This is a genomic window from Exiguobacterium sp. s160 (assembly GCF_018617575.1).
Lineage (GTDB): Bacteria > Bacillota > Bacilli > Exiguobacteriales > Exiguobacteriaceae > Exiguobacterium > Exiguobacterium aestuarii_A.
Map to the genome: position 1 here is coordinate 136,176 of NZ_JACSKK010000003.1, position 17,384 is coordinate 153,559.

General features: G+C 49.7%; 11 protein-coding genes, 1 pseudogene and 1 other annotated feature. Of the genes and pseudogenes, 10 read left to right on the top strand and 2 right to left on the bottom strand.

What is annotated here, in order from left to right:
• Positions 1-157: 157 nt before the first annotated feature.
• The 8 genes and pseudogenes from secD to KNO86_RS09085 all read left to right on the top strand — a co-directional run bounded on the left by secD (position 158) and on the right by KNO86_RS09085 (position 12,792).
• Positions 158-2,375, top strand: a pseudogene (gene secD, locus KNO86_RS14870) (protein translocase subunit SecD).
• A gap of 99 nt (positions 2,376-2,474) precedes the next feature.
• A complete protein-coding gene (gene recJ / locus KNO86_RS09055; RefSeq protein ID WP_214695391.1) occupies positions 2,475-4,769 on the top strand; it encodes a single-stranded-DNA-specific exonuclease RecJ in 2,295 nt (764 codons plus the stop codon).
• Between the two features lies 1 nt (position 4,770).
• Positions 4,771-5,289 carry an adenine phosphoribosyltransferase gene (locus tag KNO86_RS09060; RefSeq protein WP_015881175.1) on the top strand — a complete coding sequence of 173 codons (519 nt, stop codon included), beginning with the start codon at positions 4,771-4,773 and terminating at the stop codon, positions 5,287-5,289.
• A 189-nt stretch (positions 5,290-5,478) separates the two neighbouring features.
• Positions 5,479-7,668, top strand: coding sequence for a RelA/SpoT family protein (locus KNO86_RS09065; protein WP_211781458.1), 2,190 nt, complete (start codon positions 5,479-5,481; stop codon positions 7,666-7,668).
• Between the two features lie 16 nt (positions 7,669-7,684).
• A complete protein-coding gene (gene dtd / locus KNO86_RS09070) occupies positions 7,685-8,128 on the top strand; it encodes a D-aminoacyl-tRNA deacylase (protein ID WP_031421442.1) in 444 nt (147 codons plus the stop codon).
• A 38-nt stretch (positions 8,129-8,166) separates the two neighbouring features.
• Positions 8,167-8,401: a binding site (T-box leader), on the top strand.
• A 44-nt stretch (positions 8,402-8,445) separates the two neighbouring features.
• Entirely contained in the window at positions 8,446-9,726 is a 1,281-nt protein-coding gene (gene hisS, locus KNO86_RS09075) for a histidine--tRNA ligase (RefSeq protein WP_251126098.1), read from the top strand.
• Entirely contained in the window at positions 9,723-11,495 is a 1,773-nt protein-coding gene (aspS, locus tag KNO86_RS09080) for an aspartate--tRNA ligase (RefSeq protein ID WP_214695395.1), read from the top strand. The genes hisS and aspS overlap by 4 nt, the downstream gene beginning before the upstream one ends.
• Before the next feature lie 169 nt (positions 11,496-11,664).
• Positions 11,665-12,792 carry a hypothetical protein gene (locus tag KNO86_RS09085; protein ID WP_214695398.1) on the top strand — a complete coding sequence of 376 codons (1,128 nt, stop codon included), beginning with the start codon at positions 11,665-11,667 and terminating at the stop codon, positions 12,790-12,792.
• A 308-nt stretch (positions 12,793-13,100) separates the two neighbouring features.
• Here KNO86_RS09085 and KNO86_RS09090 read toward each other — a convergent pair whose 3' ends face one another.
• The gene (locus tag KNO86_RS09090; protein WP_214695399.1) at positions 13,101-13,451 is read right to left on the bottom strand and encodes an iron-sulfur cluster biosynthesis family protein; all 351 of its coding nucleotides are present in this window, start codon (positions 13,449-13,451) and stop codon (positions 13,101-13,103) included.
• 120 nt (positions 13,452-13,571) lie between these two features.
• Between KNO86_RS09090 and KNO86_RS09095 the strand changes: the two genes are divergently transcribed.
• Both KNO86_RS09095 and KNO86_RS09100 read left to right on the top strand, forming a co-directional pair.
• Positions 13,572-15,284 carry an ABC transporter ATP-binding protein gene (locus KNO86_RS09095; protein WP_214695400.1) on the top strand — a complete coding sequence of 571 codons (1,713 nt, stop codon included), beginning with the start codon at positions 13,572-13,574 and terminating at the stop codon, positions 15,282-15,284.
• A gap of 100 nt (positions 15,285-15,384) precedes the next feature.
• The gene (locus KNO86_RS09100) at positions 15,385-16,425 is read left to right on the top strand and encodes an alcohol dehydrogenase family protein (RefSeq protein ID WP_214695402.1); all 1,041 of its coding nucleotides are present in this window, start codon (positions 15,385-15,387) and stop codon (positions 16,423-16,425) included.
• 25 nt (positions 16,426-16,450) lie between these two features.
• Here KNO86_RS09100 and KNO86_RS09105 read toward each other — a convergent pair whose 3' ends face one another.
• Positions 16,451-17,104, bottom strand: a complete 654-nt coding sequence (locus KNO86_RS09105; protein WP_214695404.1) for a YczE/YyaS/YitT family protein — start codon at positions 17,102-17,104, stop codon at positions 16,451-16,453.
• Between the last annotated feature and the right edge of the window lie 280 nt (positions 17,105-17,384).

Sequence of the window (17,384 nt, forward strand, 5' to 3'; positions counted from 1 at the left end):
CCCTTGTGCAACATTTAGTCTCGTACGCAAATTAACGCTACATTTCCGTGAATAGACGTTACAATTTTAGGAAAATGATTGATAAATGTTTAGAAAATTTGTAATGTTAACGAGAGAAGTTATATAAAGAACAGTGGTTTAGAAAGGAAATAGTCGTATGTACAAAAAAGGCAACATTGCGATTTTCGCGATCATCATGATTGCGACAATCCTGCTCGCTGTGTTCTCGACACCTTGGGTCGTCAAGAACACGAACCTCGGACTCGACTTAAAAGGTGGATTCGAAGTTTTGTATGAAGTACAACCGCTCGAAGACGGCGACGTCATCGACGAGTCGGCGATGAATGCAACCGTTCGCGCCATCAACAACCGAATCAACGTCCTCGGGGTTTCCGAACCGGACGTTCGAATCGAAGAGAACAATCGAATCCGTGTCCAGCTTGCCGGCGTATCGAACCAAAACGAAGCGCGCGAAGTCATCTCGTCAACGGCGCAATTGACGTTCCGTGACGTGAACGACAACGTCTTGCTCGACGGGAAAGACTTGGCGCCTCGTGGTGCGGCACTTAGCTACAATCAGCAAGGGCAACCAGTCGTTGAGTTGACACTTCAATCGGCCGATCAGTTCGGCGAAGTGACGTCTGAAATCTCACAACGTCCGGCTCCTGAGAACCGTCTCGTCATCTGGCTCGATTACGAAGAAGGTGACACATACGAAGAAGAGATTCAAAAAGAAAACTCGAAAATCGTTTCGGATGCTTCTGTTAATGGTCCGATTTTGTCAGATAAAGCGATTATCTCTGGTGGTGGGATTGATGCGGAGAGCGGACAACGCCTTGCCGACATCTTGAACGCAGGGGCACTCCCGGTCAAACTTGACGAGATCTACTCGACGTCGGTATCGGCTCAGTTCGGTCAAGACGCATTAGAAGAGACGGTATTTGCCGCTTCAATCGGGATCATTGCCGTGTTCATCTTCATGTTGTTCTTCTATCGTCTACCTGGACTCGTGTCGATCATCACGCTTGTACTGTATATTAACTTGATCATGTTGTTCTTCAATGGAATCAATGCGGTCTTGACGCTCCCAGGGATTGCGGCACTTGTCCTCGGGGTCGGGATGGCGGTCGATGCGAACATCATCACGGCGGAACGAATCAAAGATGAGCTCCGCTCTGGGAAGTCGGTCTTGTCGGCATTCCGTGCCGGTAACCGTCGTTCCCTCAGTACGATCATTGATGCCAACTTGACGACGCTCATCTCGGCTGCGGTCTTGTTCTACTTTGGACAAAGCTCGGTCAAAGGGTTCGCCGTCATGCTCATGATTTCAATCGGGATGACGTTCATCTCGAACGTATTCATCTCACGTTATTTGATGCACCTCCTTGTCTCAAGTCGTCTGTTCGACAAACGTAAAGGATGGTTTGGTGTGAAGGAGAGTGAAATCCGTGAACTTTAAGCTTACTGAATGGAATTACGTCAAACATATGCGCACGATGTTCTTGGTTTCGACGGCAATCGTCGTTCTCGGAATCGGTCTCTTGTTCTTCCGGGGATTGAACCTTGGAATTGACTTCGCCTCAGGAACACGTGTCGAGGTATTAACGGAAGAACGTGTCTCGCAAGAAGAGTTCACGCAAGCGTTCAATGACGCAGGCATCGACCAAGAGATTTCGAGTGTCCAATATGCAGATGAAGGACGTTTGGCATATGTCACGTTCGTCGGACAACTAGGTCAAGAAGAAGTCGCAAGCGTCAAGACGGCGTTCACGGAGCAGTTCGGCAACGACCCGAACATCAGCACCGTGTCGGCTCAGGTCGGTCGTGACTTGGCGAAAAACGCCTTGTATGCGGTAGCCGTTGCGTCGATCGGGATCATCCTGTACATCACGGTCCGTTTCCAGTTCTCCTATGCGGTTGCGACAGTGGTGGCGATGTTACACGATGCCTTCTTCATGATCGTCGCATTCTCACTCTTTGGGATTGAAGTCAACTTGTACTTCATCGCAGCGATTCTGACGATTATCGGTTATTCCGTCAACGATACGATTGTTACGTTCGACCGCGTGCGGGAGAACATCACGTCGTATGAAAAAGAACGGAAGATTCGTTCGATGGACGTCTATGAGTCGATCATCAACAAATCGATTCAAGAGACGATTGTCCGTTCGGTCAACACCGTCATCACGGTACTCGTGACGGCGATCGCCTTGTACGTGTTCGGTGCCGAGTCGATTCGCAGCTTCTCGCTCGCATTGATTATCGGACTCTTCATGGGGATGTACTCATCCATCTTCATCGCATCGTACTTGTGGCTCCTCATCAAACGCACGACCATCAACAAGAAAAAAGATACGCCGGTCACAGAGGCGTAACAAGTGGGTCTCCCTTCAAACGGGAGACCTTTTTAAATGTCAAGACGGCACATCTTTCACGTGGTCTGCTATAATCTACAATTGATTGGAGTGAAGGACATGTACCATTCGAAGAAACAGTGGCTCTACCCGGAAACGAACCCGGACGATGTCACACGTTTACAAAACGAATTAAATATATCAGCACAACTCGCGACGTTGCTTGTTCAGCGTGGACATCAGGATGTAGAAGCGGCCAAGGCATTTTTGTATGCCGAGGAAGAACTCGTCTTTCATGACCCGTATTTGTTTGAACAAATGGAAAAAGTCGTATCCCGGATCAAGCAGGCTGCAGACGACGGGGAGATGGTACTCATCTATGGCGACTATGATGTCGATGGTGTCAGTGCCTCTTCGGTCATGTGGCACGCCTTGACCGAAATCGGTGTCATGGCCGAGTGCTATATCCCAAACCGTTTCACGGAAGGGTATGGACCGAACAAGGAAGCGTTCCAATGGGCAGCGAACGAAGGGTTCACCTTGGTGATCACAGTGGACTGTGGAATCTCAGGGATTGAAGAAGCGACACTGTTAAAAGACCTTGGTGTCGATTTGATCATCACCGACCACCACGAACCGAAGGAGACACTCCCAGACGCGTATGCCATCATCCACCCGCACATCGACCCGAGATATCCATACGATAAACTCGCCGGTGCGGGGGTCGCCCTCAAAGTGGCGCATGCCGTTTTAGGAAGAATGCCAGAGGAACTCCTTGATTTGGCCGTCCTCGGAACGATTGCTGACCTCGTCCCACTCGACGGTGAGAACCGATTGCTCGCGAAAAAAGGAATCGCGGCACTCGAAGCCTCGAAACGACCTGGCATTTTAGCATTACGTGAAGTGTGTGGTCTCGGTGATAGCGTGTTAAACGAAGAATCGGTCGGTTTCGCGTTCGGTCCACGGATCAATGCGGCGGGACGTCTCGATTCAGCGATGCCGGCGCTGCAAATGCTCCTTGCCGAACACGTCGAAGAAGCGCTCGAACTTGCGAAACAGCTCGATAAGCAGAATAAAGAACGTCAAGACATCGTCAAAACGATTACGGCTGAAGCGAAAGAACTCGTCGAAGCATCGATGACCGAGGACCGTGTGCTCGTCGTCGCGAGTGAGAAGTGGAACCCGGGAGTCGTCGGGATCGTCGCCTCTCGTCTCGTCGAGGCGTACTATCGTCCGGTCATTCTCCTTTGCCACGACCCGGAGACGGGAAAGGCGAAAGGATCGGGTCGCTCGATTGATGGGTTTGACCTATTTAAAGAACTCTCGAAAAATGAAGACATTTTGCCGCACTTCGGGGGGCATCCGGCCGCTGCTGGGATGACGCTTCAGTCCGAGAACGTCGCCGAACTGCGCGAACGACTGAATCGCCAAGCAGATGGGATTCCAGATGACGTATTCGTGCCGCGGGTCAACGTCGATTTGAAGCTGACGGTCAATGACGTCTCGCTCGATTTGATTTCAGAGATTGCGAAACTGGCACCGTTCGGGATGGGCAACCCGTCTCCACGCGTCGTCGTCGCAGATGCGAAACTGCGCGACATTCGTCAAATCGGACGTGATGCGACACATTTGAAAGTACAGCTCGCCGGAGACAAGCGTGAACTCGACGGCATCGGCTTCGGTTTCGGACATGTCGTCTCGGAAATCTCACAGATGGCCCACATCTCGGTGATGGGCAGTCTTCAAGTGAATGAATGGAACGGGATGCGAAAGCCTCAACTCATGATTCAAGACTTACGCGTCGATGACTTCCAAGTGTTCGACTATCGCGGGAAGAAAAAATCGGTACAAGAGCTGAAGGACTTACCGAAAGAACATACGTCGTTCTTGTCGTTCCAGGGAACAACCGAAGACTACCCGCTCCATGAGGGAGACGAGCCACTCAATCGTTTCGTCGTCCTGCTCGATTTGCCTGACGATGAAGATATTCTCGCAGAAAAACTCCATGAAGGCGTCGAGCGGATTTATTGCGCATTCGGACAGGGTGACTCTTTCTTTGAACGGCTTCCTTCGCGTGAGGATTTCCGAACGTATTATGTACACATGGCGACATGCGAACGGAAAAATCTACGTGAAAACCTGATTCGTCTGTCAAAAGAGCGAAAATGGTCAAAAAATACGATTCAATTTATGCATCAAGTATTCTCTGAACTCGAATTTCTTGTTACAATGGAAGACGGACTGCCTGGAGTCAATCCAGAAGCACCGAAACGCGATTTGACCGAGGCGCCGTGCTATCAACGCCGAATTGGGCGCCAACAACTCGAAGAGCGTTTCGTATACGCGTCATTGGCGGAGCTCAAAGAGCGGTTACAATCGTTGCGATCGAACAAGATGCAGGAGGCATACACATAAAATGGATTTCAAACAGCATATTAAAGAAGTAGCGGATTACCCGAAGGAAGGAATCAGCTTCAAAGACATCACGTCACTCATGCAAAATGGCGAAGTCTACAAGAAATCGGTAGATGAACTCGTCGCTTATGCACGTGAACGTGGAGCAGAGTTGATTGCTGGACCGGAAGCGCGCGGATTTGTCGTCGGTTGCCCGGCAGCATATGCACTTGAACTCGGGTTCGTACCTGTACGTAAAGAAGGAAAGTTACCACGTGAGACAGTACGTGTATCATACGGTCTCGAGTACGGAACAGACATCTTAACGATGCACAAAGATTCAATCCAACCTGGACAACAAGTAGTCATCCTCGACGACTTGCTCGCAACAGGTGGTACGATTGAAGCGACGATCAAAATGATTGAACAACTCGGTGGAGTTGTGGCAGGAATCGGGTTCCTGATCGAACTCGACGGACTCGGTGGACGTGAGCGTCTTGAAGGATATGACGTCTTCTCACTCATCCGATACGAAGACTAATGTTTAAACGGGAAGCATATGCTTCCCGTTTTTGAATAGTTTTTGAGGAAAATAACCTACAACCTTTGACAGGTCGTCAGATTTTTTCGATAATGGTTATAAAAATTAGAGAATCTTGTATATAAACTACTACCATGCTGCGACGAATCCGAGGCGATTGGAGCGGTAAGAAAAAGGGTGTCGAATGTTATGACCAAAAAACAAATCGTAAGTATTGAGGATCTTCTCGACGCGCTCGGGGAGTATATGGGTGACGACGATATAGCCGAAGTGAAACGCGCTTACGAATACGCAAAACTTCATCATACCGGTCAGTTCCGACGTTCGGGCGAGCCCTATATCCTCCATCCGGTCCAAGTGGCCGGTATTCTCGTTGATATCGGCTTAGATGCCACGACGATTATCGGAGCGCTTTTACATGATGTTGTCGAAGATACGGATATTTCGTTACAGCAATTGACGGACGACTTCGGTCCAGACGTGGCCATGCTCGTCGATGGCGTCACGAAACTTGGTAAGATTAAATACAAGTCGAAAAAAGAAGAACTCGCCGAGAACCACCGGAAGATGATTATCGCGATGGCGGAAGACGTGCGCGTCATCTTGATCAAACTCGCGGACCGTCTTCACAACATGCGGACACTTCAGCATATGCCGAAAGAAAAGCAAGTCCAAAAGGCCGAAGAGACGCTAGAAATCTTTGCCCCGCTCGCACACCGGATGGGGATCTCGACGATCAAGTGGGAGCTCGAGGATATTTCGTTACGTTATATCAACCCGCAGCAATACTACAAGATCGTCTCGATGATGAAACAGAAGCGGACGGAACGAGAAGCGCTCGTCACTTCTGTCATCACGGAAGTGAACGGAGTTCTTGAAGAAGTGCATATCGATGCCGACGTGAATGGTCGACCGAAACATATTTATTCCATCTACAATAAGATGGTGAAGCATAAAAAAGAATTCAATGAAATTTATGATTTGATGGCGGTCCGCATTATCGTCGACTCGATTCGCGATTGTTATGCGGTACTTGGGATCATCCATACGCAATACAAGCCGATGCCAGGGCGCTTCAAAGATTATATCGCCATGCCGAAGCCGAACATGTACCAGTCGCTCCATACGACCGTGATCGGTCCGAAAGGTGAACCGCTTGAAGTCCAGATTCGGACGAAAGACATGCATTTTATCGCCGAGTTCGGGATTGCGGCACACTGGGCGTATAAAGAAGGCAAAAACGTCTCGACGAACGGGTTTGACGAGAAGATTGCGCACCTTCGTGAGATTCTTGAGCTTCAAAAAGATACGACCGATGCCGAGGAATTCATGGAGTCGCTTAAAGTCGACTTCTTTAGTGATATGCTCTATGTCTTCACACCAAAAGGGGACGTATTCGAATTGCCGAAAGGCTCTGTCCCGATCGACTACGCCTACCGGATCCATACGGAGATCGGCCATCGGATGACAGGTGCGAAAGTGAACGGTCGGATGGTCCCGCTCGACTACAAACTCGAGACGGGTGACATCATTGAAATCATCACGTCGAAGCACAGTTATGGACCGAGTAAGGACTGGTTGAAACTCGCTGTTTCGAGTCAGGCGAAGAACAAGATTCGTCAATGGTTCAAACGTCAACAGCGTGAAGAGAACGTCGAGAAAGGGAAAGATCTCGTCGAGGCAGAAATCAAGAAGCTTGGTTTTGAACCGAAAGAGATTATCGATGAGCCGGCACTCAGTATCGTCGTCGAGAAGTTCAACTTCGGGAACGAGGAAGAGATGTATGCCGCTGTCGGTTACCAAGGCATCACGGCCGCTCAAGTCGCACATAAATTGACGGAGAAACAGCGGAAAGAGCCGAAACTCGAACTTTCTGAAGCGATCAGCGAACTAAAAGTCAGTCAGGCACCGAAGAAGAAAACGACGGAAGCGGGCGTAACGGTCAAAGGGATCGACAATATGCTCGTCCGTATGAGCCGTTGCTGTAACCCGGTCCCGGGAGATGAAATCGTCGGATACATCACCCGTGGACGCGGGGTCTCGATTCACCGGAAAGACTGCTTGAACATCGTCAATGAACAACACCCGGAGCGTCTCCTTGACGTCGAATGGGAAGTCGGACAGGCGAAAGAGAAGAACTATAACGTCGATATCGAGATCACGGGATATGATCGTTCAGGTCTCTTGAACGACGTCCTTCAAGCAGTATCGGCGACGAATACGAATATCGTGGCCGTCAGCGGTCGGGGCGACCAAAACAAACAAGCCCGCATCTCGATGACGATCTCGATTCCGAACGTGAATCACTTGCAGAAAGTCGTCGAGCGCATCAAACAAATCTCAGACGTGTATTCGGTCAGCCGAGTCATGATGACGTGACGAAAGGAAGAGGAACGTGCGTGTATTATTGCAACGAGTGAAAGAAGCATCGGTCACAGTCGAGGAAGAAGTCGTCGGTGCAATCAACGCCGGATACTTGCTTCTCGTCGGTGTGACACATGAAGATACTGAAGAAGAAGTGAACTGGCTCGCCGATAAGGTGACCGGTCTTCGCGTCTTCGAGGACGATCAAGAAAAGATGAACTTATCGATTCAAGATGTGTCCGGTCAAATCTTGTCGGTCTCGCAATTCACATTGTATGGAGATACGATGAAAGGAAGGCGACCTGCTTTTACAAAGGCCGCAAAACCGGACATGGCCGAGACGCTCTATGAAAAATTCAATGAGCGACTCCGGTCAAACGGGCTCGTCGTCGAGACGGGACGCTTCGGTGCGATGATGGACGTCGCACTCGTCAATGACGGACCGGTCACACTCATGCTCGAAAAAAACGCTTGACAGATGCCAGCTTGATTCGGCATCATGAAGCATATAGTCAAACACCTATGATAAAGAAGAGTACGGTCAACCCACCAGCAAAGAGAGCGATGCCTTGGCTGAAAGCATCGACTGGATGATGACCCGAACGACACTTTGGAGGTGCTCCCTTGAAAACGAGTAGGGGGAGCCGTCTCATCGGGCGTTAACCGATTTCGAGTGGCAGAGTTTCAAGTAATGGCTCTGCAACGAGGGTGGTACCACGGGAAACTTACACAGGCTCTCGTCCCTTTGCGGACGAGGGCCTTTTTGTATTTTTTAAGGAGGGAAATGTGATGATGAAAGCACCACGCGGTACACAAGACCTGCTTCCGGGCACGGTCGAGACGTGGCAATATGTCGAGGAAAAACTTCGCGACATGAGTGCCCGTTACAACTATAAAGAAATCCGCACACCAATCTTTGAAACAACGAACCTGTTCACACGCAGTGTCGGGGAAACGACGGACATCGTACAAAAAGAGATGTTCACGCTCGTGAAGAAAGGGAAAGACGAGTACACGCTTCGCCCAGAAGGAACGGCATCTGTCGTCCGTGCGTTCGTGACGAACAAACTGTTCGGAAATCCGGACCAACCGACGAAGCTCTACTACATGGGACCGATGTTCCGCTATGAGCGTCCTCAAAAAGGCCGCTTCCGTCAGCTTCACCAATACGGTGTCGAAGCGATCGGCAGTAGCGATCCGGCCGTTGACGCTGAAGTCATCAGCCTCGCCTACTCGATCTACAAGTCGTTTGGGCTTCAGAAAATCAAAGTCGTCGTCAACTCGCTTGGGGACGCGGAAAGCCGCAACGCCCACCGCGATGCGCTCATCCGTCACTTCGAGCCGGTGGCAGACGAACTTTGCCAAGACTGCCAGTCACGTCTTTACAAGAACCCGCTTCGCATCTTGGATTGTAAGGTCGACCGCGATCACCCATCGATGAAGACAGCACCGTCGATCCTTGAATATTTGAACGAAGAGTCGAAAGCATATTTCGACCAAGTGCTCGCTCAGCTCGACGCACTCGGTGTCGCCTATGAAGTCGACCCGACGCTCGTTCGTGGACTCGATTACTATACACACACGGCGTTTGAAATCATGTCCGAGGCAGAAGGGTTCGGAGCCATCACGACACTTTGTGGCGGTGGACGCTATAACGGTCTCGTACAAGATATCGGCGGACCGGACATGCCGGGAATCGGTTTCGGGATCGGATTGGAGCGCCTCATCCTCGCATTGGAGAATGAAGGAGTCTTACCTGAACTCGAGACAGGTCTTGATGTTTTCATCGTTGCGCAAGGTGAGAAAGAAGTTGAACTAACGGCGACGCGCCTCTTGCAACTCCTTCGCATGGAAGGTTTCAAGGCTGACCGTGATTACCAAGGACGCAAGTTCAAAGGACAATTCAAACAGGCGGACCGCCTGAAAGCCAAGTTCACAGTCATCTTAGGGGATGATGAAGTCGAGCGCGGGGCAGCCGCCTTGAAAGATATGACGACTGGTGAACAAGTTGACGTGCCACTTTCGGCCGTCGCAGACAAAATTCGTGAACTATCGGAAGGAGCAGGACAATGATCGGACGCACACATATGAACGGCCGCGTGACAGAGTCACTCATCGGCCAAGAAGTACAATTAAAAGGATGGGTACAAAAACGTCGTGACCTCGGGGGACTCATCTTCATCGACCTTCGTGACCGCACAGGGATTGTCCAAGTCGTCGTACGCCCAGAAAATGAAGCAGTCCACCAACTCGCGGAAACAATCCGTAGCGAGTATGTCCTCGACGTAAAAGGAACGGTTCTCGAGCGTGAGAACAAGAACCCGAACATGCCGACAGGAAACATCGAAGTCATCGCGTCTGAGATCAACATCTTGAACGCGGCGAAGATGACACCAATCCCGATCGGTGACGAAGCGGAAAACGTCTCAGAAGACCTTCGCCTCAAATACCGTTACCTCGACCTGCGTCGTCCAGCGCTTCAAGAGACGTTCCGTCTCCGCTCGAAGACGTCGAACACGATTCGTAACTTCTTGACGGAGCAAGAGTTCCTCGAAGTCGAAACGCCGATTTTGACGAAGTCGACACCTGAAGGCGCACGTGACTATCTCGTACCGAGCCGTGTCCACGGTGGAGAGTTCTATGCACTCCCGCAATCACCACAGCTATTCAAACAGTTGCTCATGGTCGCAGGATTTGACCGTTACTTCCAAATCGCACGCTGCTTCCGTGACGAAGACCTTCGTGCAGACCGTCAACCTGAGTTCACGCAAGTCGACATCGAGACGAGCTTCATGGATATCGAAGACTTGATGGCGATGATGGAATCAATGATGGGTGAAGTCATGGAGTCATCACTCGGTCGCACGGATACACCGGCTAAGTTCGAGCGTATGACATACGCGGAAGCGATGCGCCGTTTCGGTTCAGATAAGCCGGACACGCGTTTCGGTCTTGAACTCATCGATGTGGCAGACGCGGTGAAAGGTGCCGGCTTCAAAGTGTTCGACGCCGCACTCGAATCAAACGGGCAAGTCAAAGCAATCAATGTCAAAGGTGAGGCGGACAACTTCTCACGTAAAGACATCGACAAGCTTCAAGAGTTCACAGCGGTCTACGGTGCGAAAGGTCTCGCATGGCTCAAAGTGACAGCGGAAGGCTTGAACGGTCCGATCGCGAAGTTCTTCGACGAAACGTACGCACAGAAGTTGATCGAAGCAACGAATGCAGAAGCAGGAGACCTTCTCCTCTTCGTCGCATCGAAACCAACTGTCGTCGCAGACAGCCTTGGCGCACTCCGCGTCAAACTCGGACACGACCTGGGTCTCATCGACGAGTCCAAATTCAACTTCCTATGGGTGACAGACTTCCCACTCGTGACGTTTGAAGAAGAAGACGGTCGCTTCTATGCGAACCACCACCCGTTCACGATGCCGAACCGTGAAGACCTTCACCTTCTCGAGACAGACCCGGCAAGCGTACGCGCCATCGCCTATGACCTCGTCTTGAACGGTTACGAGCTCGGTGGTGGCTCACAGCGTATTTACGAGCGTGACATCCAGGAGCGCATGTTCAAATTGCTCGGCTTCACGCAAGAAGAGGCAGTTGAACAGTTCGGCTTCTTACTCGAAGCGTTCGAATACGGTACACCACCACACGCGGGAATCGCACTCGGTCTCGACCGTCTCGTCATGATTCTTGCTGGTCGTTCGAACCTTCGCGACACGATTGCCTTCCCGAAAACGGCTTCGGCAAGCGACTTGCTCACGCAAGCACCGAGCCCGGTCGCGGACGCGCAACTTGAAGAGTTGTCGATTCGTACGGCAGTAAAAGAGAAAAAATAATACGCTTCATACAGGATTCGTCGTTCTCGGCGAATCCTTTTTTATATTTTTCTGACAACTTTGTATAAGGTTATGATACGATTATGGAATAAAATGTATTTTGAAAGTAGGGGAAATGTTGAAGCGAATCAATACGTTGGCATTAGGGGTATGTCTAGGGGTTGCAACGATGTTATCCGGGTGTACGGATGACACAAAAGCTGCACCAAAAGTGGAAGAGGTTGTTCAAAAGAAGGAGTCGACGACAGAATCGACACCGGATGCACCAGCAACATCCGAACCGGAGGAAACGTCGGAACCAGCCATCCGTTTACAAAGTGCGGGAGAGAGCGAATCGATTGGGGAAGTGGAATCGTATGACTTATCTCTATTCTTTGCAGATCAAGTACCGATGATCGCACCAGAGCACATCACTGGCAACCGAATCGTCTATACGGAGTTGATTGAAGAAAGCAGCAGTCAAATAAATGTGTACGATACGGGGCGTAATACAAACGATCTTATTCATACGTCCTCCAAAACGATTGGGAATCTTGTCGGGATTCAAGATGAAGTGTTTTGGGTTGAATATGCACAGGCTGAAGAGTATGCATATGAATGGTCGATTTTTACGATGTCGTTGGACGAACAAAAACCTGAACAAATAGCGGAAGGGACTAGTCGATTTGAGACGCCCGTTCCTTATGTAACAGCTTCAGATGATACCGTCACATGGGTCGATTATGAGGCGTCGGCATCGGATACAAAGACGACGGTCATGCAGTTCTCTCCGATGTCGGATTCGATTCAAACGATTGAGGCATTCACGCTCCAAGAAGAGGGAAAGCGTGACGGGGAATATATCTTTGATTATCGCTCGGGTGAGGAAGGATTAATCCTACATAAAAGTGTCTTCAACGAAGGTGACCTGACGAGTAGATTAGTCACGACCGATGGTTCATTTGATGAAGAAGGTGGGGCATTGATTGATTTCGAACGAGGAAGCAAGTTCGTCTCCCTTGGCAAAGAAGGAAGAGTCGAATTTATATCCGCAACTCCGTCCAACGTGAAATACGTGTATAACGGCTCGCAGAAAAACATTACGTTCGATGCGTTTCGCTATTTGCGTGACGATTATATATTGTTCCGCGAAGGGATGAATCGATTGCTTATCGCGGATTTAAGAGAAGAGACCGTTTCGTATTTACCGAATGACGGTGGAACGGTATCCAAGCCAGTCTTTAAAGATGGAAAATTAGCGTATGCTGAATTAGACGGTGAGGGATTGGTTCGTTTCTACGTCATTGATGTGAAGTAAAACGATAAATATCATCGGTAGTACGGTTTTATGAAGGGAGGAGGTTCGCAAATGCGAACCCTTTTCTTTTGAATATAAAAAAGGAAGATTCGTCCCTGAAAGACGATATCTCCCTTAATTCTTTTCCTCATCGCGTTGCATATATTTCGCTGTTCGCTGCAAAGCGAAACCAAAGGCAAACAGCGAGGCGATAACTGCGGACATCGTGTATACCGAATTGATGAGCGCCAGATAGATTCCGAACAGTCCAAGCCCAAAACTCACGAAAAAAAGAATAAGGAGTCTCGGATGTTGTTTCAGCGTCTGTTTCATCGACTTGGAACGTTCAACTGACAACCTGTACCGTCCGTGACGAGAAGGTTCGAATTGAACACTTGTCCGTCACTTTTCAAGACGAGCGTACGACGGTCTTCAAGGAAGTCGATTTTCATCTGTTCGTCTAAAAATACTTTCGTCCAGTTTTTGATTAAGATTGGACCAAGGTTCGATTCGATTTCGACGTCTTCTGGGGTCTTCCCCGTGACGTATCGAATTTCGAAAATCCCGCTATTTCCACAGCCACAACCTTCTGTCTCATAGAAAAGGTGCATCTGTCCCTCACGTTCGCCTTTCAATGACTCGATTCGTTCGAGCGCGCGGTCTGTAATGTGTACATGCATGTGTATCACTCCTTACCTTTATTATACGCCGATTGAAAAAAGAATGAAAAAGGGATGCATCCTGTTTTCCACCTTTCGGAAAAAAGCGTACACTTAGAGTGTTGAGAAGGGGGAAAGAGAATGATTTCACGTTTTTTTAGTTATTATCGACCACATAAAAAGTTATTCCTGCTCGATTTTTCATTCGCGATTCTCGTCGGACTACTTGAACTCGGGTTTCCGCTCGCCGTTCAATGGTTCATCGATGACTTGTTGCCGGGTGGGGAATGGAACTGGATTATCATCGTCAGCATTGGTCTATTGATTCTATACATATTGGCCATGATGATGCAGTATGTCGTCAACTACTGGGGGCATAAGCTCGGGATCAACATCGAGACAGACATGCGGGAAGAGTTGTTCACGCATATCCATAAACAGTCGTTCCGATTCTTTGATAATCATAAGACCGGACATTTGATGAGTCGGGTCACGAACGACTTGTTCGACATCGGGGAAGTGGCGCACCACGGACCGGAGGACTTCTTTATCGCCATCATGACGTTACTCGGTGCGTTCGGGATCATGTTCTCGATCGACCCGGAACTCGCACTCGTCACCGTTGTCGCGGTACCGTTCCTGATCATCATGATCACGTATGCGAATAAGAATATGAACAAGGCGTGGCAAAAGATGTACACGAATATCGGGGAAGTGAACGCACGCGTCGAGGACAGTGTGTCCGGAGCACGTGTCGTCCAATCGTTTACGAACGAGGCGTTCGAGATCGGACGTTTCCAAAAAGACAACAACTTCTATCGTGGCTCGAAGATTGAGGCATATCGCGTCATGAGTACGTCGCTCGCGGGCATTTACATCACGACGCGTTTGATGACGTTGCTCGTCCTCGTCTACGGGGCGTACTTAACGTACGAGGGTCAGTTATCATACGGACAGCTCGTCGGGTTCATCTTGTACATGAACTTACTCATCAAGCCGATTGAAAAAATCACGGCGCTTTTAGAGATGTATCCGAAAGGGATGGCAGGGTTCAAACGGTTCACGCAATTGCTCGATGAGGAACCAGATATCGAGAACCGTGAGAATGCCATCGAAGTCGAGACGTTGAAGGGCGATATCGTCTTTGACGACGTCTCGTTTGGCTACTCAGACTACCGCCAAGTGTTGACGGATATTGACTTGTCAATCAAGGCAGGGACGACCGTTGCATTAGTTGGAACGAGTGGAGCGGGGAAAACGACCATCTGTTCACTCATCCCTCGCTTTTATGATGTGACGAATGGGGCCATCTCAATTGACGGCATGGATATCCGCGATATGACGAAAGAGAGCTTACGTCGTCAAATCGGAATCGTGCAACAGGACGTCTTCTTGTTTGCGGGTACGCTACGTGAGAATATCGCTTACGGGAAGCTCGATGCGACCGATGGGGACATCATGCACGCGGTCGAGAAAGCGCATCTCGGGACGCTCGTCGAGGAACTCGAGCACGGTCTCGACACACAAATCGGGGAACGGGGACTGAAGCTCTCGGGTGGTCAGAAACAACGCATCGCCATTGCGCGCATGTTTTTGAAAAATCCGCCGATTTTGATTTTGGACGAGGCGACCTCGGCGCTCGATACGGAAACGGAGGCCATCATTCAAGATTCACTTAATGAACTGGCTGCGAATCGGACGACGCTCATCATCGCCCACCGTTTAGCGACAGTAAAAAATGCCGATCGGATTCTTGTCGTGACGGCAGAAGGAATCGTAGAAGATGGAACGCATGAAGAGCTTAGCCAAAAAGGCGGCGTCTTCACGAACCTGCTACAACGTCAACAACTGTAAACGGAAGGTCACCTTTTAAAAGGTGGCCTTTCTGGCGTGATATGGGTGGTTCGTGGGTAAATACATATGGATGAGCGAAAGAGAAGGAGGAAGATACACCATGAAAGCTGTACAAGTTGTAGGATACGGAGATGTCGATCAACTCCAGGTGGTCGATATCCCAAAACCGACACCAAAAATTGGAGAAGTGCTGATCAAGATACGCGCCTGTGCCATAAACAATACAGAAATATGGATGCGAGAAGGGGCGTACGGAACTGGTGAGAAGTCAGGTTGGCGTCCGGAAGGCGTCCAGTTCCCGCGTATTCCAGGATCGGATATCACAGGAGAAATCGTCGAGCTCGGGGACGGGGTCGACCAAGGGATGATGGGACGCCACGTCGTCTTGTTCCCATTCACCTCGAGCGGTCCTGAACGAAAAGAACATTTGTCGGACGATATGTCCTTCATCGGGTCGGAATATGACGGAGGTTACGCAGAATACGTAGCCTGGCCGGCTGACCTTTGTTTTGATATGCCACTTGATGATTTTGTCGAAAGTGCGGTCTTTTCTGTGAGCGGACTCACGGCATGGCATATGAACGAGCAGTTACACATCCGTTCCGGTGAAACGATTGTCGTCACAGGCGCGAGCGGTGGGGTCGGTTCGCTCAACGTTCAAATTGCCGCGAACGTTTTTGGTGCAAAGGTGTTCGCCATCGTCGGTGACTTAAAAAATGAGAAAGAGTTGAAATCATTCGGGGCGACGGAAGTGTTTTCTTATCGTTCTGAGACGCTCGCCGAGGACATCATCGCTGCGAACGGTGGTCCGGTCGATGCGGTGCTTGATGTTGTCGGAGATGCGTTATTTGATGTATCTCTTCAAGTATTGAAGAAAGGTGGAAAGTTCTGCATTTCTGGATCTGCCGGGGGACAGACGACCCATCTCGACTTCAGGACACTCTACTTGAAGCATATCGCCATGTACGGGTCTGTACTCGGGACACGCTATGAGTTCGCTGAAATGTTGCGTTCGATTGCAGAAGGGAAGTTAAAGCCGGTCATCGATCGGACGTTCCCACTCGAAGAAGCGCGTGAGGCACAAACGTATTTTAAACAATCGGGTAAGTTCGGAAAGATCGTCTTGATTCCGAACACATAAAAGAGAGGGGTGATCCCTCTCTTTTTCATGCAAATTTGACTTTCAGGCGATCAACGTAGGCGATGAACAGACGGAAGCGTTCCAACCAGAACTGGAAGAACGGTCCGATGAGGAAGATGGATAGGACGGTACCGAAGAAAAGCGGCCCCCCGAGCGCCAAACCGATGAGACAGGCGATCAGCTCCATCCAGGTCCGCATGGAACGGACAGACGTTTGAAAACGATCTGCTAAGGCGAGTGTCAGTCCGTCGCGTGGACCAGCTCCATATCCGACGGCGACGTACAGCCCAGCCCCCATCCCCATGACGAATATCCCGAACGTGAGCCAAACGACGTTTACAAATAAGCCATCGAATGTCGGGAGCCATTGCTCGTTTAAGATCAGGTTCATAAATACCCCGACAAACACCGCATTGACGAGCGTACCGAATTGAGGGCGGATTCGGTCGAGTATGTATTTGAACAGGACGAGTAGAAGTCCCACGCATAAGATGACAGTTCCGATTGAAATCGGAAGGTGATGGGCAATCCCGATATGGAGGACGTCCCAGGTGGAGACACCGAGATCTGCCGTGATCATGATCGATGATCCGAGTGCGAGTAAGAACAGCCCGGTCATGAAAAGACCCCATTTGAAGAGAATTCGTAAAAAGTGGATGGATCGGACTTGCACGAACATCGCCTCGTTTCCATGAAATGATTGATTTATCTTAGCACATTCGATTTGAAAACATGAAAAAAACGCCTCAGCTTGTTGGCTGAGACGCTGGATTCATTTCTTCGGTGATTTCTTTGCTTTGTTCTTTTTATAATAATCGTAGACGAACGGAGCGACCGCCGTCGCGATTTTGATCAGTGTTCCCATTTTGCCTTTCTTAGCCATTATGCTGCACCCCTTTCTCTTCTAGAACAATATATTCCACACAATTTGATTTTAAAAACATATCCCTAGCACATTC

Coding starts and splice junctions, on each gene's coding strand:
- hisS (WP_251126098.1), top strand. CDS start 8,446: ATGAAAGCACCACGCGGTACACAAGACCTGCTTCCGGGCACGGTCGAG.
- KNO86_RS09100 (WP_214695402.1), top strand. CDS start 15,385: ATGAAAGCTGTACAAGTTGTAGGATACGGAGATGTCGATCAACTCCAG.
- KNO86_RS09085 (WP_214695398.1), top strand. CDS start 11,665: ATGTTATCCGGGTGTACGGATGACACAAAAGCTGCACCAAAAGTGGAA.
- KNO86_RS09090 (WP_214695399.1), bottom strand. CDS start 13,451: ATGCATGTACACATTACAGACCGCGCGCTCGAACGAATCGAGTCATTG.
- KNO86_RS09105 (WP_214695404.1), bottom strand. CDS start 17,104: ATGTTCGTGCAAGTCCGATCCATCCACTTTTTACGAATTCTCTTCAAA.
- KNO86_RS09060 (WP_015881175.1), top strand. CDS start 4,771: ATGGATTTCAAACAGCATATTAAAGAAGTAGCGGATTACCCGAAGGAA.
- KNO86_RS09095 (WP_214695400.1), top strand. CDS start 13,572: ATGATTTCACGTTTTTTTAGTTATTATCGACCACATAAAAAGTTATTC.
- aspS (WP_214695395.1), top strand. CDS start 9,723: ATGATCGGACGCACACATATGAACGGCCGCGTGACAGAGTCACTCATC.
- KNO86_RS09065 (WP_211781458.1), top strand. CDS start 5,479: ATGACCAAAAAACAAATCGTAAGTATTGAGGATCTTCTCGACGCGCTC.
- recJ (WP_214695391.1), top strand. CDS start 2,475: ATGTACCATTCGAAGAAACAGTGGCTCTACCCGGAAACGAACCCGGAC.